26 protein-coding genes are annotated in these 24695 nt (G+C 63.5%); 19 read left to right on the forward strand and 7 right to left on the reverse strand.

Going from position 1 to position 24695, the window contains the following annotated elements; translation table 11 throughout:
- Positions 1-17: 17 nt before the first annotated feature.
- The 3 genes from proC to SSA02_RS09955 form a co-directional block, all read right to left on the reverse strand.
- Positions 18-812 carry a pyrroline-5-carboxylate reductase gene (proC, locus tag SSA02_RS09945; RefSeq protein WP_147093895.1) on the reverse strand — a complete coding sequence of 265 codons (795 nt, stop codon included), beginning with the start codon at positions 810-812 and terminating at the stop codon, positions 18-20.
- Positions 809-1315: a type III secretion system chaperone family protein gene (locus SSA02_RS09950; RefSeq protein WP_147093896.1), complete on the reverse strand. Its 507-nt coding sequence runs from the start codon at positions 1313-1315 to the stop codon at positions 809-811. Before SSA02_RS09950 ends, proC begins: the two co-directional genes overlap by 4 nt.
- Positions 1316-1476: 161 nt before the next feature.
- Positions 1477-1761 carry an accessory factor UbiK family protein gene (locus SSA02_RS09955; protein WP_147093897.1) on the reverse strand — a complete coding sequence of 95 codons (285 nt, stop codon included), beginning with the start codon at positions 1759-1761 and terminating at the stop codon, positions 1477-1479.
- 223 nt (positions 1762-1984) lie between these two features.
- Between SSA02_RS09955 and rfaD the strand changes: the two genes are divergently transcribed.
- Genes rfaD through SSA02_RS09975 form a run of 4 tightly spaced genes read left to right on the forward strand, consistent with a single transcriptional unit; the run spans position 1985 to position 5606 of the window.
- Positions 1985-2965 (forward strand): ADP-glyceromanno-heptose 6-epimerase, encoded by a 981-nt coding sequence (gene rfaD / locus SSA02_RS09960; RefSeq protein ID WP_147093898.1) that lies wholly within the window; start codon positions 1985-1987, stop codon positions 2963-2965.
- Positions 2966-2974: 9 nt separating this feature from the next.
- Positions 2975-3808 (forward strand): prolipoprotein diacylglyceryl transferase, encoded by an 834-nt coding sequence (gene lgt / locus SSA02_RS09965; protein WP_147093899.1) that lies wholly within the window; start codon positions 2975-2977, stop codon positions 3806-3808.
- Positions 3801-4595 carry a peptidoglycan editing factor PgeF gene (pgeF, locus tag SSA02_RS09970; RefSeq protein ID WP_147093900.1) on the forward strand — a complete coding sequence of 265 codons (795 nt, stop codon included), beginning with the start codon at positions 3801-3803 and terminating at the stop codon, positions 4593-4595. The genes lgt and pgeF overlap by 8 nt, the downstream gene beginning before the upstream one ends.
- A 24-nt stretch (positions 4596-4619) precedes the next feature.
- The gene (locus tag SSA02_RS09975) at positions 4620-5606 is read left to right on the forward strand and encodes a hypothetical protein (protein ID WP_246103821.1); all 987 of its coding nucleotides are present in this window, start codon (positions 4620-4622) and stop codon (positions 5604-5606) included.
- Between the two features lie 41 nt (positions 5607-5647).
- On the opposite strand, the gene SSA02_RS09980 is transcribed toward SSA02_RS09975, so the two are convergent.
- A complete protein-coding gene (locus SSA02_RS09980) occupies positions 5648-6601 on the reverse strand; it encodes an SIS domain-containing protein (protein WP_147093901.1) in 954 nt (317 codons plus the stop codon).
- A 97-nt stretch (positions 6602-6698) separates the two neighbouring features.
- A complete protein-coding gene (locus SSA02_RS09985; protein ID WP_147093902.1) occupies positions 6699-7490 on the reverse strand; it encodes a DeoR/GlpR family DNA-binding transcription regulator in 792 nt (263 codons plus the stop codon).
- A 300-nt stretch (positions 7491-7790) separates the two neighbouring features.
- Between SSA02_RS09985 and SSA02_RS09990 the strand changes: the two genes are divergently transcribed.
- The 12 genes from SSA02_RS09990 (at position 7791) to SSA02_RS10045 (ending at position 20875) form a co-directional block, all read left to right on the forward strand.
- Positions 7791-10238, forward strand: a complete 2448-nt coding sequence (locus tag SSA02_RS09990; RefSeq protein ID WP_147093903.1) for a TonB-dependent receptor — start codon at positions 7791-7793, stop codon at positions 10236-10238.
- A gap of 3 nt (positions 10239-10241) precedes the next feature.
- Positions 10242-12302: an alpha-galactosidase gene (locus SSA02_RS09995; RefSeq protein WP_147093904.1), complete on the forward strand. Its 2061-nt coding sequence runs from the start codon at positions 10242-10244 to the stop codon at positions 12300-12302.
- A gap of 301 nt (positions 12303-12603) precedes the next feature.
- Positions 12604-13536, forward strand: coding sequence for a ribose-phosphate pyrophosphokinase (locus tag SSA02_RS10000; RefSeq protein ID WP_147093905.1), 933 nt, complete (start codon positions 12604-12606; stop codon positions 13534-13536).
- Positions 13537-13548: 12 nt separating this feature from the next.
- The gene (locus SSA02_RS10005) at positions 13549-14133 is read left to right on the forward strand and encodes a histidine phosphatase family protein (RefSeq protein WP_147093906.1); all 585 of its coding nucleotides are present in this window, start codon (positions 13549-13551) and stop codon (positions 14131-14133) included.
- 168 nt (positions 14134-14301) lie between these two features.
- Positions 14302-14943: a 50S ribosomal protein L25/general stress protein Ctc gene (locus SSA02_RS10010; RefSeq protein WP_147093907.1), complete on the forward strand. Its 642-nt coding sequence runs from the start codon at positions 14302-14304 to the stop codon at positions 14941-14943.
- 20 nt (positions 14944-14963) lie between these two features.
- On the forward strand, positions 14964-15542 hold the full coding sequence (gene pth / locus SSA02_RS10015) for an aminoacyl-tRNA hydrolase (protein ID WP_147093908.1): 579 nt from the start codon (positions 14964-14966) through the stop codon (positions 15540-15542).
- The gene (ychF, locus tag SSA02_RS10020; RefSeq protein ID WP_147093909.1) at positions 15542-16636 is read left to right on the forward strand and encodes a redox-regulated ATPase YchF; all 1095 of its coding nucleotides are present in this window, start codon (positions 15542-15544) and stop codon (positions 16634-16636) included. Before pth ends, ychF begins: the two co-directional genes overlap by 1 nt.
- 79 nt (positions 16637-16715) lie before the next feature.
- On the forward strand, positions 16716-17870 hold the full coding sequence (locus SSA02_RS10025; RefSeq protein WP_147093910.1) for a glycerate kinase: 1155 nt from the start codon (positions 16716-16718) through the stop codon (positions 17868-17870).
- A gap of 86 nt (positions 17871-17956) precedes the next feature.
- Positions 17957-19216, forward strand: a complete 1260-nt coding sequence (locus SSA02_RS10030; protein WP_147093961.1) for a glutamate-5-semialdehyde dehydrogenase — start codon at positions 17957-17959, stop codon at positions 19214-19216.
- A gap of 1 nt (position 19217) precedes the next feature.
- Positions 19218-19844: a nicotinate-nucleotide adenylyltransferase gene (locus tag SSA02_RS10035; RefSeq protein WP_147093911.1), complete on the forward strand. Its 627-nt coding sequence runs from the start codon at positions 19218-19220 to the stop codon at positions 19842-19844.
- A gap of 81 nt (positions 19845-19925) precedes the next feature.
- Positions 19926-20411 (forward strand): ribosome silencing factor, encoded by a 486-nt coding sequence (gene rsfS / locus SSA02_RS10040; RefSeq protein ID WP_147093912.1) that lies wholly within the window; start codon positions 19926-19928, stop codon positions 20409-20411.
- Between the two features lie 8 nt (positions 20412-20419).
- Positions 20420-20875 (forward strand): 23S rRNA (pseudouridine(1915)-N(3))-methyltransferase RlmH, encoded by a 456-nt coding sequence (locus tag SSA02_RS10045; protein WP_186807761.1) that lies wholly within the window; start codon positions 20420-20422, stop codon positions 20873-20875.
- Between the two features lie 57 nt (positions 20876-20932).
- Here the strand turns inward: SSA02_RS10045 and SSA02_RS10050 are convergent, their stop codons facing one another.
- Positions 20933-21709 (reverse strand): CHAP domain-containing protein, encoded by a 777-nt coding sequence (locus SSA02_RS10050; RefSeq protein WP_147093962.1) that lies wholly within the window; start codon positions 21707-21709, stop codon positions 20933-20935.
- 143 nt (positions 21710-21852) lie between these two features.
- Complete coding sequence (locus tag SSA02_RS10055; protein ID WP_147093914.1) at positions 21853-22203, reverse strand: RidA family protein; 351 nt, start codon at positions 22201-22203, stop codon at positions 21853-21855.
- Between the two features lie 246 nt (positions 22204-22449).
- Here SSA02_RS10055 and SSA02_RS10060 point away from each other — a divergent pair, with 246 nt between their 5' ends.
- Genes SSA02_RS10060 through SSA02_RS10070 form a run of 3 tightly spaced genes read left to right on the forward strand, consistent with a single transcriptional unit; the run spans position 22450 to position 24649 of the window.
- On the forward strand, positions 22450-23091 hold the full coding sequence (locus SSA02_RS10060) for an MBL fold metallo-hydrolase (RefSeq protein ID WP_246103825.1): 642 nt from the start codon (positions 22450-22452) through the stop codon (positions 23089-23091).
- Positions 23092-23141: 50 nt separating this feature from the next.
- Positions 23142-23672, forward strand: a complete 531-nt coding sequence (locus SSA02_RS10065; RefSeq protein WP_147093915.1) for a DUF192 domain-containing protein — start codon at positions 23142-23144, stop codon at positions 23670-23672.
- A complete protein-coding gene (locus tag SSA02_RS10070) occupies positions 23669-24649 on the forward strand; it encodes an NAD-dependent epimerase/dehydratase family protein (protein ID WP_147093916.1) in 981 nt (326 codons plus the stop codon). The genes SSA02_RS10065 and SSA02_RS10070 overlap by 4 nt, the downstream gene beginning before the upstream one ends.
- Positions 24650-24695: the final 46 nt, after the last annotated feature.

A 24695-nucleotide genomic window follows, 5' to 3' on the forward strand; every position in this document is an offset into this window, starting at 1 on the left:
AAGACCGAGTTTTCCGGTCAGGAGGCCATCTCCCGGGCGCGCGCCATGGCCTGGTTCACGGCCTTTTCGAGCAATGCGGGAAGCCCGTCGGGCGCCATGAGCACATCCAGCGCCTTCGCCGTGACGCCGTTCGGGCTCGTGACGTTGCGTCTGAGCGTCTCGCTGCTCTCTTCCGAGGCAGCGAGCAGCGCGCCCGATCCCGATACCGTACCCCGCGCCAGAAGGCGCGCGGTTTCCGGAGGCAACCCGACCCGGAGCGCTTCCTTCTCCAGAAGCTCGGCCAGAAGAAACACATAGGCCGGGCCGCAGCCGGAGATGGGCGTCAGCGCCTCGAGCTGTTCTTCGGTCTCGACCCAGGCGACTGCGCCCACGGTCGAGAGCAGCGTCGTGCATACGGCACGGGCCTCGGCATCCAGCCCTTCGCCGCACAGACCCGTGACGCCCTGACCGATCGCCGCCGGGGTGTTGGGCATGGCGCGGACCAGATGCGTGCGTGCGCCGCCGCAGGCCGCACGGAGGCTTTCCATGGTGCGTGCGGCCAGCATCGAGATCAGGATCGTATCGTCCAGCCAGGGGCGCAGGGAGGAAAGCGCGTCTTCCATCCCGGCGGGTTTGACGGCCAGAATGACGATATCCGGACGAAAATCATGCGGGATGTCTCTTGCATCGCGCACGACCCGATGGGGGGCAGGAGGAGCGTCGCAGCGACGATCGAGGATGATGGACGGGGCCAGACCGTGTTCCAGCCAGCCCTGCCAGAGGGCGCCGCCCATCTTGCCGCATCCGACGAGGAGCAGGGAAGGGAGGGTCATGCTTCCCCCATGCAGTCGAGCATGGCGGCCTCGAGCGATTCCGTCGGGGATTTGCCGCTCCAGAGCGTGAACTGGAAGGCCGGATAGAAGCGTTCGCATTCCGTGATGGCGATATCGATCATGTCTTCCATGCTTTCTGCGGCCAGGGTCGTGGCGCCGCGCAACAGGACGGAATGCCGGAAAACCGGCGTCCCGGTTTCGAGGTCGAGGCTGAAATGGCCGATCCAGAGACGCTCATTGGCCAGCGCGATCAGCTCGTACAGGGCCTTGCGCCGTGCGGCGGGCGCGCGGAGGTCGAAGGTGCAGGTGAAATTCATGGCCGCGATCTCGCGTGACCACGAAAAATAGAGCCCGTAATCGCACCATTTCCCGGGTGCCTCGGCCGCCATCTCGCAATCTGTGCGACGATCGAATGCCCAGTCATGGCCGCAGACGATCTGCTCCATGACATCGAGCGGATTGGTATCCTGCGAAGAGGAGGAGGAGAGGGATAGAGCAGGCATTCGGGACTCCCTAGGCCGGTGACGGATGTCGCACAGGGATCATCCGTCGTGATGTCTGCAGGGATAGGGAGAGTCTGGGCCCGAAGTCCGCGACTCGTCCTATCACGGTCACGTTAGGGATGCCCGGCTTCCGTTGCAAGAAGTCCGGGCCCCTCAGGGGATCACCCTTCGGTGGAGGGTGTCGTCAGCGCCTTTTCCAGATCGGACAGCCGCTCCTCCATGGCGCGGAGTCGCTGGTCGGCGTCCTCCTGGGCCGAACGGGCACGGGCGGCCAGTTCGCGGGCCACATCGAGTTCGTCCCGGCGGACGAGATCGAGCGAGGCCAGAACCTCGTCGATCCGGGTGCGCACCATGGCATGCAGTTCCTCGCGCAGACCGGTCAGTGCGGAGAAGGCTCCGCCGGCAACGCCAGCAAGATCATCGAAGAAACGGGGCCGGTCTGACATGGCAAGGTCCTTAAAGTTCTGTCCTGGGCGCCCGGCCGGAGAGGGTCGGGCAGGTTGCATCGCCTCCGTGCCGTCAGCCCGGAGGGAGATCCCCAGACTGATGCCCGCGCCTGAAAGCTGCAACGCCGTAACCGGAGAGCGGATGCCGGGTCGGGCTTCCGGTCGCGCTTTTCTCCGGTCGGTGTGGCTTGGAGGTTGCGATTGGCCGTCTTATACAGGTTCCATGATGATCGTCACCGGCGGAGCCGGATTTATTGGTTCGTGTCTGGTCTCCGCGCTCAAGGCGCGCGGCGAGACCGTGGTCGTGGTCGATCGCCTGCGCGACCAGGGCAAGTGGCGCAATCTTGCCAGGCACCCTCCCGATCGCCTGATCGCGCCCGATCAGCTTCCCGGCTTTCTGGCGACGATGCCCCCGGTCCGGGCGATCTTCCACATGGGCGCGATCAGCAGCACGACGGCCAGGGATGGCGATCATGTCTGGCGCACCAATGTGGATCTCTCAGAAACCCTGCTGGACTGGTGCGCCGATCACGGCGTGCCGTTTTTCTATGCATCCTCGGCTGCGACCTATGGAGGGGCCGATCGTCCGGAACTCTTCTCGGACGCGCCCGAGCTCCTCCCCGATCTGAGGCCGCTCAATCTGTACGGCTGGTCGAAGCATGTCTTCGATCAGCATCTTCTGGCGCGGGAGAAGGCGGGCCGTCCGATGCCGCCTCACTGGGCCGGTCTCAAGTTCTTCAACGTCTACGGTCCCAACGAATATCACAAGGGCGGCATGATCTCGGTCGTCAAGGTGAAATATGACGAGGTCATGAGCGGCGCGCCCGCGCGACTCTTCCGCTCCGATCGCCCCGGTCTTGCCGACGGCGCCCAGGCGCGCGATTTCATCTGGGTGGGCGATCTGATCGGGATCATGCTCTGGCTGCTCGAGCATCCGGAGGTCAGCGGGATCTTCAATTGCGGCACGGGGGCCGCGCGCAGCTATCTCGATCTGGCCCATGCGGTATGCGATGCCGCAGGCGTGCCGCGTCGCGTGAGTTTCGTCGACATGCCCGAGGCTTTGCGCGGTCAGTACCAGTCCTATACCTGTGCCGATATGAGCCGCCTGCGTGCCGCGGGATACGATCGGCCTTTCACCACGCTGGAAGACGGCATCGCACGGTATGTGCATGACTATCTCTCGACGCCGGATCCCTATCTGTAAAAGGTCCCCATGGACGCCCATCCGATCATCCTGCCCCGGTTCGACCCGATTGCCGTCCAGATCGGACCGCTCGCGATCCACTGGTATGCGCTCGCCTATATCCTCTCGATCCTGATCGGCTGGAAGATCGCCATCCGCCTCTGTGCGCTCCGGCCCCAGGCCGCCACGCGCGTGCAGGTCGACGATTTCGCCTTCTGGGCCATGCTTGGCGTCGTGCTCGGCGGGCGGCTCGGTTATATCCTTTTCTACAAGCCCGGCTTCTATCTGACCCATCCTCTCGCCATCGTGGAAGTCTGGCAGGGCGGGATGTCGTTTCATGGCGGGGCGCTGGGCGTCATCCTCGCTCTGGCCTTTTTCTCCTGGCGCAACCGGCTCAGCTTCCTTGCCTTTTCCGATCGCATCACGGTGATCGTACCGCTCGGACTCGGTCTGGGCCGGTGCGCCAATTTCATCAATGGAGAACTCTGGGGGCGACCGGCACCGGAAGGGCTGCCCTGGGCCATGGTCTTTCCGACAGGGGGGCCTGTGGCGCGTCATCCGTCGCAACTCTACGAAGCCCTGACCGAGGGGCTGCTTCTGCTCACCGTCATGCTTGTCGCGGCCAGTCGCCAATGGGTGCGGGAGCGCTACGGCTTTCTCGCCGGGCTGTTCCTGTTCGGCTATGCGCTGGCGCGCAGTTTCTGCGAGCTGTTCCGCGAACCCGATTCCTTCATCGGCTTTCTGCCTCTCGGCCTGACCATGGGGCAGGTTCTGTGCATGCCGATGGCGCTGGCCGGGATCTGGCTGATGGCATTCGGAATGAAGCATCCTCATCCCGCAGCGAAGGAGGTGCCGCATGTCTGACACGCCGCCCCGGGGCTGGGTGCTCGGCGCCGAGTCGCTCTCTTTCGTGCCTCATGGCTTTTTCACACGAAGGGGAGGCGTTTCTCCTGCGCCGTTCGATTCACTCAACTGCTCGCTTGCCTCGCCGGACAGGGCGGAGAACGTGGCGGAGAATCGCGGTCGGGTCGCAGCCTGTCTCGGCGTCGCGTCCGAACGCCTCATGGGGCTGACCCAGACCCATTCCGCCACGGTGATATCCCTCACGCATGACACGCATCCCTGGCGTCCCGGGCAGGGGCCGCAGGCCGATGCCCTCGTAACCGACCGGGACGATCTGGCGCTGGGCGTGATCACCGCCGATTGCGGACCCGTCCTGTTCGCGAGCCCCGACGGGCGTATCGTCGGGGCGGCTCATGCCGGATGGCGCGGTGCGGCGGGGGGCGTTCTCGAGGCGACGGTCACGGCGATGGCGGATCTGGGCGCATCCGATCTCGTCGCCTGCGTCGGGCCGTGCATCCGTCAGCCGCGCTACGAGGTCGGAGCGGAGATGCGCGCCGAAGTGCTGGACCGCACGCCCGGGGCGGAGGGATATTTCCTGCGGGCCCCGCGCATGGGGCATTATCTGTTCGATCTTCCGGGGTACTGCCTCTACAGGCTGCGTCGCGCCGGACTGCGCCGGGTTTCTGCGCTCGGCCTCGACACCTGCGCCGATCCGCAGCGCTTCTTCAGTCACAGGCGGCGGGTACTGGCCGGAGGCGGAATGATCGGTCATCAGATTTCCGCCATTCGCGCCCGCCCGACCCGCTGAGCGATCGTTTTGAGTCGTCGATTCATGAAACACTCTGCCCCGTCGAACATTCCCCGGACCCGCTTGCGGCACCGCCTGCCTGTCCTGGCGATCGGCGCGCTTCTTCTTTCGGGCTGCGTCGACATGCCGCACCCGTTCGGCGATCCCGGACCCGAGGGGCGGCGTCTTGCGCTGAACACGCCCCCGCCGCGTATGGATGTGCCGACCCCGCCGGATTCACTGCTCGAAAATGAAGCCTCGGCGCTCTGGGCGCGGCATATCGTTCATGCGCTCGTGACCGAATCGGTGCCGGCCGTGGCGCAGCCCGTACGCAAGGGCGACTGGTGGCTGCGCCTCTCTGCAACGATGGAAGGCGAGCAGGTCATTCCGCATTATGTCGTCATGACTCCGTCGGGCGAGGCGCGCGGTCACTGGGATGCCCCCCCGGTTCCGGCCCAGGTCTGGGCCGCGGGCAGGGACGAGGTCCTGGCGACCCAGGCGTCGGAAGCCGCGCCGAAGATCAGCTCCGTCCTGACGGGGATACAGGCCGCCATGATGCAGGCCGATCCGCAGAGTCTGAAACGCCGTCCGGCGAAAGTGTATTTCAAGGGAGTCAGAGGGGCACCCGGAGACGGAAACGTCACGCTGGCCCGTGCCTTCGCCGCGGCCTTTCCCGACGCGCATGACAAGATCCAGGAACAGGCCGAAGGGGCGGATTACCGGGTGGAGGGAGTCGTGACACTGACCGATGGCCCGGCCGGAACCACGGGCCACCCCATGCAGCATATCGAAATCGTCTGGCACACCCTGACCGCCGGAGGGAAGGAGGCGGGGGCGGCAACACAGCTCCATGACATTCCCGCGCATTCGCTCGATGGCGCATGGGGAGACGTCGCCATGGCCGCCGCTTCCGAAGCAGCGGGCGCCGTGCATCAGATCATCACCAATTATTCGGGGCGCGCGCACAAGCCGCTGCCGCCGGAGGCGGGGGGCGACGGCGCAAAAGGCGGGGCTGCGGCCCGGCAGGGCTGAGGCGTCGGGCATCTTTCGGTGTCGGACGCCCGTATGTTCCTTCAGCCTATGGTCACGACCTTGGTCAGGTGGCGAGGCGCCAGCGTGTCGAGATTCCTGCTGCGCGCGACATATTCGCCCAGCAATTGCAGAACGGGCAGGCAGACCAGAGGCCCGGTACCCGGCTCTCCCCCGACAGGGAGGCTGATCGTGCCGGGACCACCCAGACCGAGCACTTTCGCACCCTTGGCCAGCAGATCGTGCGCCAGCAGGCTTTCCTCTTCCAGCGTGTCCTGATGATACATCATGATCACCAGAGAGCGCTCGTCGATCAGGCTGATCGGCCCGTGACGATATTCCAGAGGATGATGCGCCTCGCTCTGGCTCAGGCTCATTTCCTGCATTTTCAGCGCGCCTTCCCGCGCCACACCGTAGAATGCCCCCCCCCCGAGGAACACGAAATGCGTGCGGCCCTCAATCAGCCCGGCGAGATGGGGATCGGCCCGGTCGAGCAGGGTCCGGGCCGCCGCCGTCGTGGGCTGCCCGACCGTCATGCCCGCATAGCGCATTCCCAGAAGCAGCATGAGACTGGCAGAAGCCGTCATGACGATACCCTCTTCGGGATGGGTATCGGTCTCGATCAGCCTGTCCGCTGCGGCACATAGCGCGCTTTGCGGTGCGCAGGTGATGGCGACAACCGGATGTCCCGCCTCGCGGCTCGTCCGCGCGGCCGCGACCGTTTCAGTCGACTCGCCGCTGCGGGAGAGGGCGACGATCTCGACGGGCAGCCCGGCAGGGACGTAGTCGTGCGGGCGGCGGGTCCACTCGTTACCCGGAACCGGGCGGCTGGCCCTGCCATGGGCATTGAGAAAGACCGCGATCGAATCGGCGATATGAACCGAGGTTCCGCAGCCGACCACCACCTGAACGTGGTCGGGCCGGGGGGCAATCCTGCAATCGGGCGCCCGATCCCATAGCGGAAACTGTTCGCGTATGCCGCGCTCCGTAGCGTTCATGGGGTTCGTTTTCCTTTCAGTCGAACTCTGTCCTGCCTCCGGGGCATCTCCGCTATCCGGCTCCCGGCCCTGCGTTTGCGATGCAGGCTGGCGCGGTTCACGGAAGCGTTGGCGCCGGGGCATGGCCTGTGACGATCGTACGATGAAGTCCTGCACGCTCGAGACGTTCGTACCAGGGCTCGATAATGCCTTCATCGGTGATCACATGGGTCAGCTCGGAGAGGGCGGCGACACGATAGGTCGCATGTCTGCCGAACTTGCTGCTGTCGATCAGCAAATGGCGTTCACCGGCATGGCGGATCATGGCTGCATTCATGCTGGCTTCCTCGCAATCCTGTGTTGCGAGGCTCGCATCGTCCTGAACTGCACTCGTGCCCAGAAAAAGCTGGTCGAACCAGAGACCTTCGATCGCACGTTCGGCGAGCGGACCGACGACGCTCCTGTTTTCGGCCCTGACGCGCCCGGCAATCTGGGAAAGCTGGATGGAAGGAGTGTTCATCAGGGCCTGAACGATGGCGATGCTGTTGGTAAAGACGCTGAGCGGAAGAGGATCCAGACTCAGGCGAAGCGCCAGTTGCAGCACGGTGGTTCCGGAATCGAGGAAGATCGCGCAATGCGGACGAAGCGCGGCATAAGCGGCATCCGCGATGGCCCGTTTGACCGCCAGCCCCTGCGTTTCGCGTGCCTCGAAGCCGATTTCCAGCGCGCCTGCATGGGCGATTTCCGCGCCCCCATGGGTGCGACGGATATAGCCGAGCTCCTCGAGCTTCTGCAGATCCCGTCTCATGGTCACCACCGAGGTGTCGACCAGTTTCGCGAGATCGTTCACCCCGGTCAGACCGTGGCGGTAGAGATGATGGCGGATCCGGGTCAGGCGGTCGGGCTGCATGGTCTCTCCGTCACGGAATGCGACGAACAGGATGGCACCGATCCGTCACATCCTCAATACGATCACATACGATCATAAAACAAGAGCGCTCCTGTCCGGGGGTGAAGGATTTCTCTCCCGGAAATCGCTCCCGGGCTTCTGAAGATAGGGGCGTAATATGCGAAAGACTGTGGGATAGAAAGGCAGATCCGGGGAATAAGGCAGCTTTCCGGGCTATCGATCGTTTATGATCGTTTTGTTGTTGCAATGTAAAAGCGATGATGACTTAATCGCCACGCAACCTCATGCCGAGTGACAGACATGCGTCAGCCTCTCTCCCGTTACCGGTCTTCCCGTATTCGTCTTGCTCCTCTGGCAGGCATCCTGATGGGAGCGGCCCTGCATGACGGCATCGGATTGGCACTGGCGGAGCGCGTCGGGCCGAAGCCCCGTATCGCGCAGGACAAGCCGTCCGCCCCGGGCAGGACGGTCAGGACGGGCGAGATGATGCCCCGGGAAAAACGGGCGCGGGGGATCTCTCCCGGAGTCGAGCGTATCCGTGTGAAGGGCGGCACGGGCACGGCCACCGGCGTTACCAACACCACGCCGGGCGGGGGGCTGCTGGCCCGGGAAACGGCACCACAGGCCGTCCAGACCGTGACCCGCGATTTCATTGCGAAGCAATCCCCGACGAGCAACGCGCTCTCGCTCATCCAGTATGTGCCCGGCGTGACCCTCTCCAGTGCCGATGCGTTCGGCCAGTCGAACCAGAGCAGTTTCTATATGAGGGGGATGAGCCAGACTTCGGTCGGCTATACGCTCAACGGTATTCCGGCCGCCGACACGTCGAATTACGTTCCCTATACCTCCCAGGCCACGGATACGGAAAATATCCAGAAACTCTCGGTCGAGCAGGGCGTCGCCGATATTGCCTTGCCGGTCTATAATGCGGTGGCCGGTTCCATCCGTCAGACCATGACCGATCCGACCCCTCATCGGGGCGGTCTGGTCTCGCTGACTTATGGCAATCATCAGGCGGCGCGGGAATTCGTGAGACTCGATAGCGGCGAAATCGGCCATAGCGGCATCCGGAGTTTTGCGTCCTACTCCTACGGGACGCATGCCATGTGGCTCGGGCCGGGGCGGGCGCGTCGCTCGCATATCGACTCGATGGCGCTCAGGACATGGGGTCAGGGCAGCTCGGCCCGGGTCTTTCTGACCTATAATCAGGCCAGCGAGCCCTATCTGAAAAGCATCACCATGCGGAGCTGGAAGACGCTCGGCCGTTCCGCTGCGTATTACGACCCGACCTACACACCGGGGAATTACAATTACTACCGCGTGAACGCGCAGGAGACGCATTCCCTTCTCATGGGGGCGCCTCTCGTTTTCGCACTGGGGCGCACTCTGACTCTCACGACGTCGCCTTATTACACGCACATCCAGGGGGCCTTCAATAACGGCCAGACCCAGGCGGTCGATGGCTATAACGGGACCGCGCCCGTGGGGCCTCTCGCCCTGCGGGGCGTCGAGAATGGGGAAGGGGCCGTCATGGCGGTCGATTACTCGAACCAGCAGGCGGGCGGCGTGAATTCCGTTCTGAGCTGGACATCGGGACATAACGAATTGCGTGCGGGCTATTGGTATAATTATTACGACCAGACCGAAATCGCGCCTCTGAGTGCCATCGGCCCTACCGGCGAGGGCGAGAATTTCTGGGGGAAATACCCGATACGGGGAATCGACGGCTCGGTTCTGATGCAGTTCAATGTCCATCTGATCCAGCAGCTGAACGCATTGTTCCTGTCCGACACGTACAGGCTGTTTCACGACAGGGTCACGCTCAATGCCGGCTTCAAATACGTCATGCTGTCCTACAGCTCGACCAATCTGATTCCCGGCGACCGGTATCGTTACGGGCGCAGCGATACGCAGCCTTTGCCCCAGATTTCGGCCTCATGGCAGATAACGCCCGACGACCAGATCTATCTGGACGGGGCAACGGCGTTCAAGGAGCCGCAGGGCATTCTGGTCTATGCCACCTACTGGGACGGCTCGTCGCCCTATCCGGCCCGGGCAGGATCGACAAATCTCAAGGCGCAATATTCGATCTCGGAAGAGATCGGCTACCGGCACAGGGGGCTCGTCACGCTTTCGGCGTCCTTTTTCAACTACAATTCGACCAACCGTCAGAGTTCGATCTCGAGCTATGTCGGCGGCCGGCTTCTGGCGCGTTACGTCAATGCGGGCGGTCAGACGTCGCGCGGGTTCCAGAGTGCCCTGGGTCTGCGCCCGTGGCACGGCTTCAGTCCCTATCTCTCGTTCCAGTATCTGCATGTCACGACCGACAACAACCTGCCGCGCGGTACGGATTACATACGCAGTGCAGGCAAGATCGCCCCATACAGCCCCAGATATACCGTCAATGCAGGCTTGTCCTACGATGACGGGCATTTCTTCGCGAACGGGTATGTGAGCTATGTGAGCGCGCAATACGCGACCTACATGAATGACGAGAAAATGCCCGGCTACGCTCTGGGCAACGTCACCGCCGGATATCGCTTCGACAGCGTCTGGCGGGTCAGGCATCCGCAGATCCAGGTCAACGCCATGAACGTGACCGACCGCAAATATCTCTCCGCAGGCAATGGCGGGCTCAACGCCAGAACCACGACGGGCGTTTTCGGCTCCACCATTGCCGGAACTGCACCCACCTATATCGTCGGAGGCGGATTCGGGCTGGTCTTTTCTCTTGCTTCGGGATTCTGATCCATGGTCCTGCTACTTCATGCCGCGCGTATCGTCGTCTGTCTTGGACTGATCCTGGGGGGGAGCTCCCTTTCCCGTGCAGCCGGTGCCGATGAGCGGGCGGTTCTCTCGCCTTCGGCCACGCAGGATGCGCCATCCGGCGAAGGGCGGCGTTTCGGTAACGACGCGATCGGGCTTGTCCGGTCGGAGCGGGACGGCCATCTGCGCGGGCTGACGATCGAGGATGCCGTGCATGGCAGAGCCTTCGTGCTGCGCGATCTCTTTACCCTCGTGCTCAGAGACGGTGACCGGATCGGCAGCCATGATCTGAAACTCGTCGCTCCTCCCGAAATCGGGAGGATTCCGGCCAGACCGGAAGCCGCCCGCGGTGCGGAGCGGCTGGCGGGTATGGCCCTCGTTGCGAAGCTTGCCGATCCGGCAGGGCGTTTCACGCTGATCTGGCGCATGGAGCAGCGCACAGGCATGCCCTATCTGCGCGAGAGCATCGCCATCGCCCCTGTCGGCAAGCCGCTGGCGCTGGATCATGTGGCGATGTTCGAGGTCGATACGGATGAGGGCGAGGTCGTGGGCGATGTGAAAGGCGCCCCCATCCTGATCGGAGACACCTATTTCGGTATCGAGAGTCCGCTCGCGGAGACACTGGTATTCAACGGACGGACACGCATGACGCTGGATCAGGCCCTGCCGGTCCGGCCCGGTCATACGCTCGCGCTTTCTGCCGTGGCGGGGGTTGTGCGGCATGGGCAGGGAAGACGGGATTTCCAGATCTATCTGGAGCATGAGCGCAGCCACCCTTACAGACCGTTCCTTACCTATAACTCCTGGTACGATATCGGCTACTTCACCCCGTACACGCAGAAAGACGCCGAATCGCGAATCCGGCAGGTCGGTGACGCTCTGGTGCGCCGATATGGGGTGAAGCTCGATTCCTTCCTGTTCGACGATGGCTGGGACGATCGCAGCGGATTCTGGCGCTTCAGCAAGGATTTCCCGCAGGGTTTCAGGCCGCTCATGTCCCTGGCCGGGGCCTATGGTGCGGCGCCGGGCGTCTGGTTGTCTCCCTGGGGAGGATACTCCACGCCCAAGAAGGCGCGCGTGGCCAACGGGGCGAAAGCCGGGCTCGAAACGCGCGATGGCGGGTTCGATCTCTCTGCACCGCGTTATTACCGTGCCTTTCACGAGGCCGTGCTCGCTCTCATGCAGAAGGATGGCATCAACCAGTTCAAGTTCGACGGCACCGGCAATGCCGATCATGTGGCACCGGGCAGCGTGTTCAACAGCGATTTCGACGCGGCGATCCATCTTATCGACGACATTTATGCCGTACGGCCCGACATGTTCGTCAACCTCACCACGGGCACCTATCCCTCGCCCTTCTGGCTCCGCCACGCAGACTCGATCTGGCGCGGAGGAGAGGACGACATGCTGCGCGGGGTCGGTACGCGACGCCAGCAATGGATCACCTATCGCGATTCCGAAACCTACCGGAACATCGTGGTGCGCTCTCCTTTCTTCCCGCTCAATTCCCTCATGCTGCACGGCATCATCTACGCGCAGAAAAACCAGCGGCTGAACGACGATCCGGGTCATGATTTCCCCGATGAGGTTCACAGCTTTTTTGCCTCCGGTGCGGATGAGCAGGAACTCTATGTCACGCCCGCCTTGCTCAGGCCTGACGACTGGCGGGTCCTTGCCGAGTCTGCAAAATGGGCACGCGCCAATGCGGACATCCTGCGCGACTCCCATTGGGTTGGCGGGGATCCCGGCCGTCTGGAACCTTATGGCTGGGCAGGCTGGAGCCCTGCGAAATCCCTGCTCACCCTGCGAAACCCCGACCGGGTGCAACGCCATATCCTGATCGAGGCGGGGCGTGCGCTCGAATTGCCGACGGGGGAGCGTGCGCGTTTCACGGTGCGCCGTCTGTGGGGTAGCTCTTCCGTGCCGGGAGAGATCGAAGCCAGCCGGCCTGTCGTGATCGCGCTGGCGCCGTTCGAGGTCATGACACTCGAGCTCGCCCCCCGGGATAGCCCCGCTGGAAACACGTCTCCCGGAAACCGGCCCTGAAAGGCGGTTTTGCGGCGAGTCTGTCCTGAAAAGGCGCGATCCGGTTCCGGTCGGCATGGATCCGGTCGGTATGGTTCCGGTCGGCGCCTTCCGGGCGGGCGGTTGAGGGGCGGACGATCCGGCTCGACCGGAGCGATTCCCGGCAGCGTGCCGGCAAGCCCGGCCCGGATGAACAAGGCGGTCACGGCTGCGTAAAAAACGCTTTGTCGACTGGAGCGAGTCTCCATGAGTTAATGACAGCGTGACGCGGCGTTGTTAGAAGGCCGCGTTTGCTGCCGCCCCGGACCGGAGTCGTTTCCCGATGAAGATCGTCGCCTGTAACAGTAACCTGCCTCTGGCGCGTGCCGTCGCTCAGGAACTGCGTCTCCCGCTGTGCAAGGTATCGGTGCGGCGCTTCGCCGATGCGGAGGTCTTCGTCGAAATCCAGGAAAACGTGCGCGGTGAGGACGTTTTCGTTATCCAGAGCACGTGCTCGCCGACGAACGACAATCTCATGGAACTGCTGATCATGCTCGATGCGCTGCGTCGCGGATCGGCGCGCCGGGTGACGGCGGTCATGCCCTATTTCGGCTATGCGCGGCAGGATCGCAAATCCGGCCCGCGTACGCCCATCAGCGCCAAGCTGGTCGCCAATCTTCTGGTCGAAGCCGGCGCCAACCGCATTCTGACCATGGATCTGCACGCCATGCAGATCCAGGGCTTCTTCGATATTCCCGTCGATAATCTCTATGCGGCGCCGCTTTTCAAGCGCGATATCAATGCCCGTCATCCCGATGAAGACCTGATGATCGTCTCCCCGGATGTGGGGGGTGTCGTTCGTGCCCGCCAGCTCGCCCAGCGTCTCAATACCGATCTCGCCATCATCGACAAGCGTCGCGAGCGTGCGGGGGTCTCGGAAGTGATGAACGTGATCGGCGATGTCACCGGACGCTACTGCATTCTCGTCGACGATATCATCGATAGTGGCGGGTCGCTCTGCAATGCGGCGGAGGCGCTCATGAAGCACGGTGCTGCCGGAGTGGAGGCCTATGTCACCCATGGCGTCCTGACCGGACAGGCGGTCGAGCGGGTGCGGATGTCTCCGCTCGGGATGCTGACCCTGACCGATAGCATTCCTGCGACCGGGGCCATGGATGAATCGCCCAATATCCGTCAGATCAGCACGGCAAATCTTCTGGCGCGCGCCATGAGTGCCGTTGCCGATGAAAGCTCCGTCTCCTCGCTCTTCGACTAAGGACCGTCTCCCATGCTGCTTCGTCGCCCCTTCTGGTATCTGCGTCACGGTCAGACGGACTGGAACGCCCAGAATCTCTCCCAGGGCCGAACGGATATTCCGCTGAATGCGACCGGTCGCGAACAGGCCGTCAAGGCGGGCGCGTCTCTCGCGCGTCACTGGCGCGACGGCGCATCGCCGATCGCCCGTATCGTTTCCTCGCCGCTGTCGCGTGCCTACGACACCGCTGTGGCGGCCCAGGAAGCGATCGCGGCGTCGAGCGGCGTGACCCTGCCGCTCTCCACCGATCGCGATCTCGAGGAGGTCTGTTTCGGCGTCATGGAGGGGGAACCCATGGGCGACTGGTACGATCCCTGGATCGAGGGCGGGTTCACCCCGGAAGGATGCGAGACCTTTGCCGGTCTGAAATCCCGTGCGTCTTCTGCCGTCAACCGCGCGCTGGAACAGGACGGCATACCCATGATCGTCGCGCATGGTGCGTTGTTTCGCGCCCTGCGTGCCGCCATGAGCCTGCCGATCAATGTCCGCCTGGCCAACGCCGTGCCGCTCTATTGCGACCCGACGGATAATGGCTGGGTGCTGACCGCTTACGAGTGAGGGAGGCGGGGCGCTCCCCCGGGGCGCTCCCCTGCCTCCCGGTGTCATTGCGGGCAAATCGCCCGCCGACTCCCGAAGATCATTGCCTTGCACCCTCATTTCCGCTAAGGCGCGCCTTCACTCAGGCACCCCTGGAGGCCGTGAGTGCAATGAATCTGGGAGAATACCGTGACAAATATGACGTCCCTCGAAGTCTCTACGCGCGCGAAGGCTGGTAAGGGGGCAGCGCGCGCAACGAGACGTGCCGGTCTGGTGCCGGGTGTTGTGTATGGTGGCAAGCAGGAGCCTTCGCTGATCCAGATTGATCCGCGCATCATCCACAAGGAAATGGTCCGTGGCGGCTGGCGTTCGCGCCTGTACGAACTGCCGCTCGAAAGCGGTACCGTGCGCGCCCTGCTGCGTGAAGTGCAGCTGCATCCCGTGACCGATGCGCCGATCCATGTCGACTTCCAGCGCCTCGCGCCGGGCGAGAAGGTCCATGTGACCGTCTCCATCCACGTGACGGGCGAAGACAAGGCCCCGGGCATCAAGCGCGGCGGCGTGCTGAACCTGGTCCGTCACACGGTGGACGTCATGGCCGATGTCGATCACATCCCGTCCAGCTTCACGGTCGATCTGAGCCAGCTCGACATCCACGACAACGTGCGCTGGGACGACCTGACCGGCACCGAGAACGTGACGCCGGTTCTGCAGCTGCCGAACTTCGTCATCGCCACCATCGCACCGCCGACGGTCGATGCCGAGATGGAAGCAGAAGCCGCTGCGAAGGCCGCTGCTGAAGCCGCCGCCGCTCCTGCGAAGAAGAAGTAAGACCGCTCGGGGTGGCCGCAATGCTACTCTGGACCGGGCTCGGTAACCCCGAGCCCGGCATGCGCAGGCAGCGCCACAATATCGGTTTCATGGCTGTCGAGCGTATTGCCGAATACTACCGGTTTTCTCCCTGGCGCGCGCGCTTCAAGGGAGAGACGGCCGAGGGCAGCATCGAGGGACAGAAAGTCCTTCTGCTCAAGCCCATGACCTACATGAATCTGTCCGGCGAGAGCGTGCAGCAGGCTGCGCGGTTCTTCAGGATTCCGGTATCCGACATCACGGCGTTTCATGACGAACTCGATCTTGCTTTCTGCAAGGTGCGGGTCAAGCGCGGTGGCGGTGCGGCGGGCCATAACGGTCTGCGCTCCATGGACCGTATGCTGGGCGACCAGAATTATCAGCGCGTACGCCTCGGCATCGGGCATCCCGGTCACAAGGACCGTGTGACCGGCCATGTGCTGGGCGATTTCGCCAAGGCCGAACAGACAGAACTCGAAGCGCTTCTCGATGCCGTGGCTGCGGCGTCGCCCCTGCTGGCCAAGGGGGAACCGGAAGCGACAATGACAAAAATCGCCATGCTGTGCGGGGAGAAACGCTGATGGGTTTCAATTGTGGCATCGTGGGGCTCCCCAATGTGGGCAAGTCCACCCTGTTCAACGCATTGACCGAAACGGCGGCAGCTCAGGCAGCGAATTATCCCTTCTGCACGATCGAGCCCAATGTCGGCCGCGTGGCCGTGCCTGACGCGCGTCTCGACAATCTGGCGCGCATCGGCAAGTCGCAGAAAATCCTGCCGACCAGCCTCGAATTCGTCGATATCGCCGGTCTCGTGCGCGGCGCATCGCGTGGTGAGGGTCTGGGTAACCAGTTCCTTGCCAATATCCGCGAGGTGGATGCCATCATCCATGTCCTGCGCTGCTTCGAGGATGACGACATCACCCATGTCGAAGGCGGCGTGGACCCCGTGCGCGATGCCGAAATCATCGAGACCGAACTGATGCTGGCCGATCTCGACTCGCTCGAGAAACGACAGACCGCATTGCAGAAGCGCGCCCGTGGCAACGATCGCGAGGCGCAGCAGCAGCTCGCGATCATGGACCCGATCATGGCGGCCCTGCGCGACGGCAAGTCTGCCCGCACCGCCGTGCCCGAAGGTGAGGAAGAGACTGCACGGCGTCTGCAGCTCATGACCACCAAGCCAGTGCTTTATGTCTGCAATGTGGAAGAAGGCTCGGCAGCGACCGGCAACAGCCATTCCGAATCCGTGCGCAAGCGCGCCGAGGCCGAAGGCGCTGCCGTGGTGGTGGTCTCTGCCGCCATCGAAGCCGAAGTCAGCCAGCTGCCGCAGGAAGAGCGTGCCGAGTTTCTCGAGGGGCTGGGACTGAACAATTCGGGCCTCGATCGCGTCATCGCCGCCGGATACGGACTTCTGGGCCTGAGCACCTATTTCACGGTCGGCCCGAAAGAGACGCGCGCCTGGACCATTACCAGAGGCACAAAGGCGCCCCAGGCGGCTGCCGTCATCCATAACGATTTCGAGCGCGGCTTCATTGCCTGCGAAACCGTGGCCTATGACGATTACATTGCCTGTGGCGGCGAATCCGGTGCCAAGGAAGCGGGCAAGCTGCGTATCGAAGGCAAGGACTATGTGGTGCAGGATGGCGATGTCCTGCTCTTCCGTTTCAACGTCTGATCTCTTCCGGGTTCCTTCGCACCCCTTGACCCTGTCATTCCGGCGGACATGATGGGTCTCCCTTCAACGGAGGCGCATCATGGATATTCTGGTCGCGTGCGATTCCTTCAAGGAAAGCCTGTCTGCCGAGGCTGTCGTGCAGCAGATCGTCGGCGGGTTTTCGGAGATTTTCCCTGAAGCGCGCTATCACGGGTTTCCCATGGCCGACGGGGGCGAGGGAACCGCCCGGATCGTTGCGCGCGTAACGGGAGGCACGCTCGAGACGCGCCGTGTATGCGGGCCTCTGGGCGTGGAATGCGAAGCGCATTTCGGCCTCCTGCCCGACCGGAAAACGGCCGTGATCGAGCTGGCAGAGGCCGCCGGACTTGCGCAGCTCCCGCCCGAATCCCGCTCCCCCCTCTTTGCCACGACCTATGGCGTCGGGCAGCTCATGCAGGCCGCACTGGATATGGGGTGTCGGCATCTTGTGCTCGCCCTGGGAGGCAGCGCGACCTGCGACGGGGGCGCCGGTATGCTCCAGGCGCTCGGCGTTTCCCTGAAGGACCGCGACGGGTCGGAGCTCCCTCCCGGAGGGGGCGCCCTTTCCCGCCTCGCGACACTCGATTCGTCTTCGATCGATCCGCGTCTGCTCTCGAGCCGGATCGAGATCCTGTGCGATGTCGAGGCGCCTCTTCTCGGGCCGACCGGTGCGGTGGCGCTGTTCGGCCCGCAGAAAGGGGCGACACCGGAGATGCTCCCCCTGCTCGAGGACGGGCTGTCGCGTCTGGCTTCCCTGCTCGGACAAAGCTGTTGCGAAGATCTGGGTGCACGACCGGGAATGGGGGCTGCCGGTGGGGCCGCGCTCGGCCTCGTGGCGCTTTGTGGCGCAGCGCTCGTGCCCGGCGCACGTCATATCGCCGGATTGCTCGGTCTGGACAGGCTGATGCCGCAGGTCGATCTGGTCGTTACCGGAGAAGGGCGGCTGGATTCGCAGACGATTCGCGGCAAGGCGCCCAGTGCGATCGCGGATCTCGCCCGCACATACGGCAAGCCCGTTTTCGCCTTTGCGGGTACGCTCGGGCACGATCACGCCGTTTTGCACGATGCGGGATTCGATGCCGTTTTCAGCTGCCTCGCCCGCCCCTGCACCCTGCAGGAGGCTCTGGACGAGGCCGCTGCCAATCTGAGGCGCGCGGCGCGCAATGTCGCGGCGACTCTGTCTGTCGGGCGCTCTTTCCAAGAAAACCAGGGATGATACATAGCTTCGGGCGTCTTTCTTCCGGACAGGCCGCGCCCGATGCGGCCCGGGAGGGGGAAGGCGCAGCGAAGACAGGAGAAGGCATGTTGGAAACCGCCGCGACCGTGTCCGATTTCAGGGCCCTGACCGAACCCGCGCGCAAGGCCGCCCGCATTCTTGCCATCGCTCCGGCGAGCCAGCGCAACGATGCCTTGCGTGCCGCAGCCGGATCGCTGCGTCTGCGTGCCGCCGATATTCTCGTTGCCAATGCCCGCGACGTCGCGGCGTCCCGTGCATCTGCGGCTTTCATCGATCGTCTGACCCTTACCCCCGCCCGGATCGAGGCGATGGCCAGGGGGCTCGAGGCGATTGCGCTTCTTCCCGATCCTGTCGGACGCATATTGTCCGAGTGGACGCGGCCGAACGGGCTTGCGATCCGACGCGTCGCGACACCGCTCGGGGTGATCGGCATGATCTATGAAAGTCGGCCCAATGTCGGGGCCGACGCAGCCGGGCTGTGCATCAAATCCGGCAACGCCGTCATCCTGCGCGGTGGGTCGGAGAGTCATCACTCCGCCCGGTGCATCCAGGAATCGATCCGGATCGGGCTGGAGCAGGCCGGTCTGCCCGGAGCCTGCGTCCAGAATGTTCCCGATACGGACAGGGCCCATGTCTCCGCGATGCTCGGCGCTGCCGGGGAGATCGACATGATCATCCCGCGTGGGGGCAAGTCGCTCGTCGAGCGCGTGCAGCGCGAGGCAAGGGTTCCGGTACTCGCGCATGCCGACGGGCTGTGTCACACCTACGTGCACGAGAAGGCGGATTTCGCCATGGCCCGTGCAATTGTGGCCAATGCCAAGATGCGCCGTCCCGGTATCTGTGGCGCGACAGAGACCCTTCTGATCGACCGGCATATCGCTCCGGACCTTCTGCCGCTTCTCATCCAGGACCTGCACTCTCTCGGATGTGCGGTCATGGGAGACGATACGGCGCGGGGCATCGTGCCCGATCTCGAACCGGCGACGTCGGATCATTTCGCGACCGAGTGGCTCGATGCCCGTCTCTGCGTCGCTGTGGTCGAGGGGGTGGATGAAGCGCTGGCCCATATCGCGCGCTATGGCAGCGGACATACGGAAGCGATCGTCACCGGGGATGCGGCCGCTGCAGAGCGTTTCCTGAACGGCACCGACAGTGCTGTGGTGATGTGGAACGCCTCGACGCAGTTCTGCGATGGCGGGGAGTTCGGCTTCGGGGCCGAGATCGGCATCGCGACCGGCAAGATCCATGCGCGTGGCCCTGTCGGTCTCGAGCAGCTGACCACATTCCGCTACGAGGTGCGCGGCACCGGTCAGACCCGCCCCTGACGTGTCGCAGATCCCGAAATACGGCGACGGGCGGTCGATCTCGGTGGGATTGCTGGGGGGGTCCTTCAACCCGGCACATGCCGGACATCTCCAGCTGGCGCGCTATGCCCTGACGCATCTCCGTCTCGATCAGGTCTGGCTCATGGTTTCGCCGGGAAACCCCCTCAAATCCCGGGCCGGAATGGCCCCTTTTCCTGACCGGCTCGCGACAGCCCGTGCTCTTGCCGACGGTCGTCGCATCATCGCAACCGATATCGAGGCGCGGCTCGGGAAACGCTATACGGTCGAGACCGTCTCGCTTCTGCGCCTGCGTTTTCCCCGGGTGCGATTCGTCTGGCTGATGGGCGCGGACGGGCTGGCTTCGCTCACGCGCTGGCGGCGCTGGCGCGATCTCGCATTGATCGTCCCCATGGCGATCGTGCCGCGACCGGGCAGCAACCGGACCGCCCTGAGCGGTCAGGCGACCCACGCCCTGCGCCATTTGCGGGTACCCGCGAGACAGGGGCCGGTTCTCTCGCGCAGGAAAGGTGGTGTCTGGGCTTTTCTTCCGGCGCCGCAAAACGGTATATCAGCGACAGCGTTACGGGATTCCGGACATTATCCTCCCGCGCTTTCTCGAACCAATTGACCGGAGTGTCGAGCCATCGCCAGAAAACCGTCCGACGAGACGACCCCCACTGCCCGTCGCAGCGTCGCGGCCGAGCGTGAGATCCAGCCCGCCCCCGGCGAAGCTGCCGCTTCCCTAAAAGCCGCAGGCACGCCGCGCAAGAAAGCCGCCGCCGCAGGTCCGCGCAAGACGCGTGCCCCGCAACGCGAAGGCGCCGCGCGTGAGCTGGTCGAGAAAGCCCTTGCGGTGGTGACCGCGAGCCTGGACGAGGACAAGGCCGAGGATATCGTCACCCTCGATCTGCGCGGTCGGGCGAGCTTCGCCGATCACATGGTCATCGCGACCGGTATCGCGGATCGGCAGATTGCCGCCATGGCATCGCATGTCGAAGACAAGCTCAACGAGATCGGGATCAAGCGTATCACCATCGAGGGGGCGAACGGGACGGACTGGGTGCTTCTCGATACGGGCGATATCGTGGTCCATCTCTTCAAGCCCGAGAGCCGGGCTCTGTATGCGCTCGAACGCATGTGGGGCAAGGATCTCGACGATGCCGCGCTGGACGGGGCGGATACGACGGATCTCTGATCGGCGTGATCAGGATCGTTTCTGTCGGGCGTATGAAGAGAGGGCCGGAGCGCGATCTGTTCGACCGTTATGTCGAACGCACCCGGCCCCGGGTCGAGCTGCTCGAGATCGCCGAATCCCGCGGGAGTGCGTCCGAAATCAGGCGCAAGGATGCATCGGCCATTCTTTCGGCCTGTCCCGGGAGTGCCTTCGTCGTCGCGCTCGATGAGGGGGGCGATACGCCCGACAGCCAGAGTTTTTCCGCAAGTCTCGAGACCTGGCTCGCCTCCGGTCGTCAGGTCACGTTCGTGATCGGCGGGGCCGAAGGGCTCGAATCCTCGGTCATGGCACGCGCCGATGCGCGCCTCTCCTTCGGGAGGATGACCTGGCCGCACATGCTGGTCCGCGTCCTTCTGGCAGAGCAGCTTTATCGAGCCCGTGCCATCAGCGCCGGACATCCGTATCACCGCGCCGCGCGGCCATAAAAAAACGTCCCGGAACTCTTCGGGACGTTTTCCATTTCTATCAGGATGATGGCGATTTCAGCGCAGGTTCCGGTTCGGCCCTTCGATCCCGAATGCATCGTCCGGTGCCTCGGCGACCTCGGTCGTGCTCGCGGGATGACGGAGCGTTGCATAATCGGCGTGGCTGCCGGCATCGGAAACGGCATGTCCAGCGTGGCTCGCCGGCGTGTTGTTGGCCATCATGACGCCGTCATCGGGACGGGCATAGATGAAACCGTATGTGGGATAGATGCTGCCGAAGCTGTCCGGGTTCCCGTTCAGAGCGACTCGCACCGCCGACCAGTCGTTATGCGGCGAAACGTCGATCACGCGCACGTTCTTCGCGACGCCGTTCTGCGCCCAGTGAGACTGATCGATGACGATAGTCCGGTCGTTCTCGATGGCGCGCACCACTGCGACATGACCGTAGGGCATACGGCGAATGGCGCGGAAATTCAGAACGGAGCCGGGCTCGGGAGCCGAGCCGCGCGCATAGACGCCTTTCGCATTTGCCCACCAGTCGCGGGCATTGCCGTGAAGAACGACCTCGGAAGCGGCTTTGGCATAGGCCACGCACTGGATGACATGACCGGTATGACGATGATGTCGCGGCGTGAAACGGGTGGCGTGGATCGATGCACCATGCCTGGTGCGATGATGCGTTCCGTGGGAAGCGACCTTGTGATGCGCGGTTCTGTGCCGCGCCTGCGCCTCGGATGCGCCGAAACTGGACCCGATCAGGACAGAAAGAAGAGTCAGAGACGAAAAGAAGGGCCTGCGGAGGCGTTTAAGGCAACTTTTCTGTCCCACGATCATTGATTCCACGTCCGCCAGTTAGGTGTTGCAACTAGGTAACTATGTTCGACCTAGCTTGGCAAGGCGTGTAGAGCGGACTAATGGCAAATTTATGAACTTTCTCCCCTTCAGCTGGTGATCGAAGGGGAAAAGTTCAAGACGTATTATTTCGTCGTGATCAGCATGATCTCCACAAGCATCCGGGGATCGGCGAGAACTGCCTCTACACAGGCGCGGGCCGGGGCGCCGTCTTTCGGCAGCCAGGCGGTCCACTGCTCGTTCAGCGCATCGCGATCGGCCATGTTCTTGAGCCAGATCTGTGCCTGGAGAATCCGGGTATTATCCGTGCCGTGCTGCTCGAGAAGCGCGTCGAGCTGCGCAAGGACATCGGCCGTCTGCGTCTTGAAATCGGCATCGAGATTGCGGGCGACGACACCCTGCGTGAAAACGAATCCGTGATATTCGACGGCCTTCGACATGACGGGATTCGGTTCGGTACGAATGATTCGGCTCATGGGAGGTCTCCTTGCGGGGCAGATGCCATGGCGGTCTTTCCCACCATGGCGGTTTCTCCGATTCTGGTCCGAGTGTCCCGCTGCGGTCAATCCTCTTCGCTTGCCCCCCCTTCGCTTGCCCCCCCTTCGCTTGCCCTCTTCGCGCGCCCCCGTCGCTTGCCTGTCATTGCCCGGCACGGTATCGCGCCTTCTGGACCCGCTGCCGGACAGGATCCGAGTCCGGCAGAAGAAGGAGGAGGAGCGCACGTGCACGCCAGAACCGTCAAGGTTACCCCCCTGCGTCAGAACTGTACCGTGCTCGAATGCCGCGATACGGGTCACGCTCTCGTGGTCGATCCGGGAGGAGACGTTCCGGAGCTGCTTGGGACGCTCGAAGGGCTCGAGGTCGACGGCATCCTGCTGACGCATGGTCATTTCGATCATGTCGGCGGGGCGGAGGCCCTGCGCGATGCCCTGTCCCGCCGTCAGGGAAAGCGCGTTCCGCTCATCGGGCCGGATCGCCGCGATGCCTTCCTGCTCGGATCGGTCGTCGAACAGGCCGAGGCGTTCGGCCTCTCCGGGCTCGAAAATGCCCACCCCGACCGGTTCGTCTCCGACGGAGAAACGCTCGATTTCCCGATGGCGCGCATCTCCGTTGCGCATTGCCCGGGGCATACGCCGGGCCATGTCGTGTTCATCGCGCATGAGCATCGTATTGCGGTGGTGGGCGATACCCTGTTCCGGGGTGTTGTTGGCCGCACCGATTTCGCCTATGGCGACCATAAGGCGCTCGTCGAGGGGATCAGGCGTTGCCTTCTCTCCCTGGACGACGATTTCATCGTATTGCCGGGCCATGGCCTCCCGTCGACAATCGGAGAGGAACGGCGGAGCAATCCTTTTTTGACCTGATCACCTTTTGGCCTGATCACCGTTTGATCTGATCACCGGGGAAAGCGACCATGAAAACGCATCTGCGTACGATTCTGCTCACGACCGGGATTGCCTCCTTGCTGTGTGCCGCTCCGGCGGGGGCGGATACGCCGCCGGAACCGTCCAAGGCTGCTCCGGCAGCGTCGACATCGGCCAGGGCGATGGAGAAGACATCCCTGACGATCACGGACCGGCAAGGTCACGATCATCGTTTCACGGTGGAAATCGCGCGCACGCCGAAAGACAGGGCCGCAGGCCTGACCCATCGGGAGACCGTGCCCGAGGGAACGGGCATGCTGTTCCTGTTCAATCCGCCGGAGGCTGCCGAGATGTGGATGCGCGATACGCCGGTCTCGCTCGACATGCTCTTCATCGGCCCGGACGGTCGGATTCAGGCCATTGCGGAGAAAACGGTTCCCTATAGCGAAGCCCGCACAGGGGGGCAGGGCAGATCGTCCGCCGTTCTCGAGCTGGCCGGAGGCAGTACGGAGAAAGCCGGGATTGTGGTTGGAGACAAGGTGACTTCAGACGCTCTCGCCCCGGCACGCCACGTGCAATGAAGGTTTTCGTGACCGGGGTGGCCGGTTTTGTCGGTTATCATGTCGCAGGGCAGCTCCTCGCCGGCGGGCATCAGGTCGTGGGGTTAGATTCGCTCAACGACTACTACAGCGTGAGATTGAAGACCGATCGGCTCGCCCGTCTGACGACGGAAGCCGGTTTTTCGTTCCACAAGGGCGATCTGAGCTGTCGGACCACGGTCGATGGCGTCTTGCAGGCGCATCCCGATATCACCCACGTCGTTCATCTCGCCGCTCAGGCAGGTGTCCGTCACTCGCTGGCCGATCCCTGCGCCTATATCACCGCCAATATCACCGGACATGTCGTTCTTCTCGAGGCCGTCAGGCATCTGGAAGGATTGCGGCACATTGTCTATGCCTCTTCCTCTTCCGTCTACGGGCTGAATGAAGTCATGCCGTTTCGCGAGAGCGACGCGGTCGATCGGCCCGGCTCCTTCTACGCGGTGACCAAGCGCGCCGGCGAACTGACGGCACATGCCTATGCGCATCTCTACGGCTTGCGGCAGACGGGGCTGCGTTTCTTCACCGCCTACGGTCCATGGGGCAGGCCGGATATGGCCTATTATACGTTCGCCCGCTCGATCATGAACGGAACCCCGCTCACGCTTTATGCCGGAGCAGGGCTGGCGCGCGATTTCACCTATATCGACGATATCGTATCGGGCGTGCTCGCTGCTCTGGGCAACGAACCCGAACCCGGGGACTCGCGCATCTTCAATCTGGGCTGCGATGCGCCCACGCCGGTGCGTCGACTGGTTTCCCTCCTCGAGGAGGCTCTCGGCCGAAAGGCGCTCATCGAAGAGAGGAACCGGCCGCTTTCCGACGTGGAAGCGACCTGGTCTTCTCACGAGGCCATCACGGATCTCACGGGATGGCGGCCCGAGGTTCCGATCGAGGAGGGGATAGGGCGCTTCGTGGCGTGGTTCCGGGCGTACGAAGCGGGTCTCGCCGATTCCTGACCATAAGTTTCATTTTTTTGAAATTATGTGTTGACGGTATGGGATG

The organism is Swaminathania salitolerans (assembly GCF_007988945.1).
Taxonomy (GTDB): domain Bacteria; phylum Pseudomonadota; class Alphaproteobacteria; order Acetobacterales; family Acetobacteraceae; genus Swaminathania; species Swaminathania salitolerans.

Coding starts and splice junctions, on each gene's coding strand:
- ychF (WP_147093909.1), top strand. CDS start 15,542: ATGGGTTTCAATTGTGGCATCGTGGGGCTCCCCAATGTGGGCAAGTCC.
- pgeF (WP_147093900.1), top strand. CDS start 3,801: ATGTCTGACACGCCGCCCCGGGGCTGGGTGCTCGGCGCCGAGTCGCTC.
- SSA02_RS10030 (WP_147093961.1), top strand. CDS start 17,957: ATGTTGGAAACCGCCGCGACCGTGTCCGATTTCAGGGCCCTGACCGAA.
- SSA02_RS09990 (WP_147093903.1), top strand. CDS start 7,791: ATGCGTCAGCCTCTCTCCCGTTACCGGTCTTCCCGTATTCGTCTTGCT.
- SSA02_RS09985 (WP_147093902.1), bottom strand. CDS start 7,490: ATGCAGCCCGACCGCCTGACCCGGATCCGCCATCATCTCTACCGCCAC.
- SSA02_RS09955 (WP_147093897.1), bottom strand. CDS start 1,761: ATGTCAGACCGGCCCCGTTTCTTCGATGATCTTGCTGGCGTTGCCGGC.
- rfaD (WP_147093898.1), top strand. CDS start 1,985: ATGATGATCGTCACCGGCGGAGCCGGATTTATTGGTTCGTGTCTGGTC.
- SSA02_RS10055 (WP_147093914.1), bottom strand. CDS start 22,203: ATGAGCCGAATCATTCGTACCGAACCGAATCCCGTCATGTCGAAGGCC.
- SSA02_RS09995 (WP_147093904.1), top strand. CDS start 10,242: ATGGTCCTGCTACTTCATGCCGCGCGTATCGTCGTCTGTCTTGGACTG.
- SSA02_RS10065 (WP_147093915.1), top strand. CDS start 23,142: ATGAAAACGCATCTGCGTACGATTCTGCTCACGACCGGGATTGCCTCC.
- proC (WP_147093895.1), bottom strand. CDS start 812: ATGACCCTCCCTTCCCTGCTCCTCGTCGGATGCGGCAAGATGGGCGGC.
- lgt (WP_147093899.1), top strand. CDS start 2,975: ATGGACGCCCATCCGATCATCCTGCCCCGGTTCGACCCGATTGCCGTC.
- SSA02_RS10005 (WP_147093906.1), top strand. CDS start 13,549: ATGCTGCTTCGTCGCCCCTTCTGGTATCTGCGTCACGGTCAGACGGAC.
- SSA02_RS09980 (WP_147093901.1), bottom strand. CDS start 6,601: ATGAACGCTACGGAGCGCGGCATACGCGAACAGTTTCCGCTATGGGAT.
- SSA02_RS10050 (WP_147093962.1), bottom strand. CDS start 21,709: ATGATCGTGGGACAGAAAAGTTGCCTTAAACGCCTCCGCAGGCCCTTC.
- SSA02_RS10070 (WP_147093916.1), top strand. CDS start 23,669: ATGAAGGTTTTCGTGACCGGGGTGGCCGGTTTTGTCGGTTATCATGTC.
- pth (WP_147093908.1), top strand. CDS start 14,964: ATGCTACTCTGGACCGGGCTCGGTAACCCCGAGCCCGGCATGCGCAGG.
- SSA02_RS10025 (WP_147093910.1), top strand. CDS start 16,716: ATGGATATTCTGGTCGCGTGCGATTCCTTCAAGGAAAGCCTGTCTGCC.
- SSA02_RS09975 (WP_246103821.1), top strand. CDS start 4,620: ATGAAACACTCTGCCCCGTCGAACATTCCCCGGACCCGCTTGCGGCAC.
- SSA02_RS09950 (WP_147093896.1), bottom strand. CDS start 1,315: ATGCCTGCTCTATCCCTCTCCTCCTCCTCTTCGCAGGATACCAATCCG.
- SSA02_RS10000 (WP_147093905.1), top strand. CDS start 12,604: ATGAAGATCGTCGCCTGTAACAGTAACCTGCCTCTGGCGCGTGCCGTC.